At 63.9% G+C, this 3,831-nt stretch carries 3 protein-coding genes and 1 pseudogene; all 4 read left to right on the top strand.

Features of this window, described 5'->3' with window-relative positions:
* Nucleotides 1–33: 33 nt before the first annotated feature.
* Nucleotides 34–885: pseudogene (locus ABF824_RS15920) on the top strand (chromosome partitioning protein ParB); the annotation flags it as partial.
* 137 nt (nucleotides 886–1,022) lie between these two features.
* The gene (locus tag ABF824_RS15925; protein ID WP_415489940.1) at nucleotides 1,023–2,225 is read left to right on the top strand and encodes a DUF932 domain-containing protein; all 1,203 of its coding nucleotides are present in this window, start codon (nucleotides 1,023–1,025) and stop codon (nucleotides 2,223–2,225) included.
* Nucleotides 2,226–2,308: 83 nt separating this feature from the next.
* Entirely contained in the window at nucleotides 2,309–2,638 is a 330-nt protein-coding gene (locus ABF824_RS15930; protein ID WP_415489941.1) for a hypothetical protein, read from the top strand.
* Nucleotides 2,625–3,695, top strand: coding sequence for a toprim domain-containing protein (locus ABF824_RS15935; protein ID WP_415489942.1), 1,071 nt, complete (start codon nucleotides 2,625–2,627; stop codon nucleotides 3,693–3,695). Before ABF824_RS15930 ends, ABF824_RS15935 begins: the two co-directional genes overlap by 14 nt.
* Nucleotides 3,696–3,831 lie beyond the last annotated feature (136 nt).

A 3,831-nucleotide genomic window follows, 5' to 3' on the forward strand; every position in this document is an offset into this window, starting at 1 on the left:
GAATAGTGCGATGACGCCGGTTGTGCCTATTGATACGATTATGCTGCGTATGATGGGCGGGATGAACGTATTGCTGATGATGGCGGCGATGTGGGCGGTGAGGGCGACGGCATCTCTCCCGACGTTGATCCCGAGGAAGAAGATGGGATCAAACCACTGTCTGACCGGCTTCTCACCGAACTGACGGCCTGGCGCACGCTGGCTCTGCGAGACGCCTTTGCCAGTAACCCGCACATCGCGCTGACCGAACTGCTGCATACGCTGGTGCGTGATGTGTACTGGCAGACGCCGGGGGCTGACTGCCTGGAAGCCTATGTCCGCGAAATCCCGCTGCCGGTCCATTCGCCCGACATGCCGGGCAGCCTTCCAGCCCATGCGCTGCGCCAGCGCAATGAGGGCTGGAAGCACGACCTACCCGATGACGAGGATGCGCTGTGGCGCTGGATCGACGGGCTGGACGACGCCAGTCGCATGGCACTGCTGGCACATTGCCTGTCCTTCGGGGTCAATGCGCTCTACGAGCGCATGCCCGCCTATGGCGCGGTATCCCAGCGCAGCGTCACGGAGCGCCTCAAACGGGCCGATCGACTGGCCTCGGCCCTCAGCCTCGATCTGGTCGAAGCAGGCTGGCAGCCGACGGTCGAGAACTATCTCGGCCGGGTGACCAAGGCGCGCATCCTGCAGGCCGTGCGCGAAGCACGCGGTGACGAGGCGGCTGACCGTATTGTCCACCTGAAAAAGCCCGACATGGCGCGCGAGGCCGAGCGGCTGCTGGAAGGTTCGGGCTGGCTTCCCGAGGCGTTGCGCACGGCAGGAGGTGCAGAGCAGGTGCCGGTTGAAACGGCAACGGTGGACGAGGGTATAGAGGCCATCGCCGCCGAGTAGCCTTTATGAGGTCAGGAACTTTGAGACAGCGGCTTCCGGTGCCCGGAAGCCGCTTTTTTCATGTCTGGCGCCCCGGAAAGAGGGAGAGGTCGGCTTCGCCTTCTGTGCCGAATAACCGGCATAGAGGAGAGTTTTCCATGACCACGACCACCATCCTGCCCCCGGCGTCCCGTGGCGCCGCGTCCGGCGGCTTCCGGATCGATCCTTCGCGTGGGGAGCGTAGCGCCCGCGTATCGTCCGAATGGTTCTCGCGCCCCGATGACGAGCGGTATCTCTCGCTGTCAGATCTGCACGCTGCGACCCTGACGCGCGCGGATCGGGCCACGGCCCGCACGGTGGAAAGCCGCGCCATTCGCGTGGAGGCCGCGCGCGACAATGCCGAGCGCCTGACTTTGACCGTTCCGGGACAGCATGAGCCAATCGCACCGACCCACTGGTCCTTTGGCCAGATGTGCAGTCTGGTCGGTGCGCCGTCGTCCTATCTGCGCAATCTTCCCGCCCCACTGGCGGCGATCAACCTGCAGCACGGTCTGCTGTCGCATCGGGCCGAACTGGTCAAAACGCTGGAAACCGAAGACGGTCGGGTGGAACTGCGCGCCGTGACCGGCCCCGATTACGGCCGCATCTGGGACCATGAACTGGTCGGCGCGGTGCGCAAGATCGCCGGTGACGGCACAGGTGATACCAACTGGAAGGTGCCGGGCGTCATTGATTGGGCGACCATGACCCATAATCCCTATGTCGATATCACCAAGGAGACTACGACGCTCTACGCATCGGATCGCGATGTCTTTCTGTTTCTGGTCGACGATACGCATCCCATTGAGGCAGGACGCCTGCCCAACGGCGATCCCGATCTCTATTTCCGGGGTTTCTATGCCTGGAACAGCGAGGTCGGTAGCAAGAGCCTCGGCATCGCCTCCTTCTATCTGCGCGGCGTGTGTCAAAACCGCCTTTTGTGGGGCGTCGAAAATTTCGAACAGATCACGATCCGGCACAGCAAGTTCGCGGCATCGCGCTTCGTGCATCAGGCCACACCGGCGCTGCGGAATTTCGCCACGGCCAGCCCGGCCTCGTTCGTCTCGGGCATTCAGGCCTCCCGTCGAGCGCTGGTGGCCAGAACTGATGACGATCGGGAAAGTTTCCTGCGTCGTCGTGGGTTCTCCAAACCGGAAACCGCGAGGATCATCGAAACCGTGCTGCACGAGGAAGGGCGCAAGCCGGAGAGCGTGTTCGATTTCGTGCAGGGGATCACGGCACTGGCTCGCACCAGGGCCAATCAGGATACGCGGCTGGATCTGGAAGAAAAGGCCCGCAGGCTGATGGAGCGTGCTTCCTGAAAGCCGCTTCTCCGTTTTTCCGTAAAGACGTTTTTACGAACCCGGCCATTGTGCCGGGTTTTTTCGTTTCGGGAGATCTTCCGATGGCTGATTTCTTCACGCATTTTTCCTGTGTGCTCGATGTGGGCACGGTGGACAATGCCTGGATGCACGATGAGACGACCGGCGATCCGCAGCAGGTGGTGGAATTCGTGCTACGTTGCGCACGGGCATTCCGGTTGCGGGGGCGATGGGGGTTCCAGTGGGCCAATAGCTGTTCACGTCCCCGGATCGGTGCCTTCAGTGGTGGTGCGCATCTGCTTGACCTTGGCCGGCGCAAGACGATTTCATGGATGACCACCGATCGCTGGCTGGCGATGGCCCTGAATGGAGGCAATCCCGACGCAGGAGGGCAGGGCGATGACCTTGCATGATACAGGGGATCTCGCCCGTCGTCTGGCGGAGAACGCGGAGGCGGTGTGCCGACAGTATCTTTCCGCTGGTCGCCGTCATGGCAATTACTGGCTGGTCGGGGATGTTCATAACACGCCGGGGCGGTCGCTCTATGTCCGCCTGCATGGTGGGCCAGACGGACGTGGCCGCGCGGGCAAATGGACGGATGGCGCGACAGGACAGCATGGCGATCTGCTCGACATCATCCGTGAAAGCCTCGGGCTGCTGGATTTTCGCGATGTCGCCGACGAGGCCCGGCGCTTCCTCAGTCTGCCGCAACCAGAGTCACGACAGCCCCCTGATCGCGGTCGTTCCCATGCGTTTAGTCATGATACTTCCGGGCAGGCATCTGGCACCGCAGACGCCGCACGTCGGCTCTGGGCCATGTCCCGCCCGATTGCGGGCACACTGGCGGAAACCTGGCTGCGCCAGCGTGACCTCACCCGCCTGACAGACCTGTCATCCCTGCGTTTTCACCCGAATTGCTACTACCGGGCCGATGCCGACAGTCCGACCGAGACCTGGCCCGCGCTGATCGCCGCCGTCACCGACCTTGATGGCCGCGTTACCGGCATCCATCGCACATGGCTGGCGCGGGACGGAAAGGGCAAGGCCCCCGTCGCCATGCCCCGTCGGGCCATGGGCGACCTGCTTGGCCATGCCGTGCGCTTTGGCGCGGTGTCTGACGTTCTGGCGGCAGGCGAGGGGATCGAGACGGCGCTGTCGCTCCATGAGATCATGCCCGCTCTGCCACTGGCCGCCTGCCTGTCCTCGGCGCATCTCGCCGCCATGGCGTTTCCGCCCACGCTGCGTCGCCTCTACGTGCTGCGCGATGACGATCCCGCCGGGGATCATGCGGTGACGACCCTGCAGGCCCGGACGGAGGAAGCCGGGATCGAGTGCCTCGTGCTGTCACCGCGTCTGGCGGACTTCAATGATGATCTCCGCTATCTCGGGCGTGGCGCGATGCGGGCGATCCTGCATCCCCAGCTTGCCCCTCAGGACGTGGCGCGGTTTCTGCAATCCGTTGCGCACTGAGGCGGGCCGGGAAGGGGGTGTGAGGGTCATCTTCTTTCCCTGCCGTGCGGGGCTGTCCTGTATCCGGATGGGGCGCGCCCACGGCCTTTTCTGGAGGGGAGCGGGCGTCAGCCAGGCCGGGCCTGCAATGGCGGAG

The sequence above is a fragment of the Acetobacter sp. genome (assembly GCF_047721705.1).
In the GTDB taxonomy this organism is placed as follows: Bacteria; Pseudomonadota; Alphaproteobacteria; order Acetobacterales; family Acetobacteraceae; genus Acetobacter.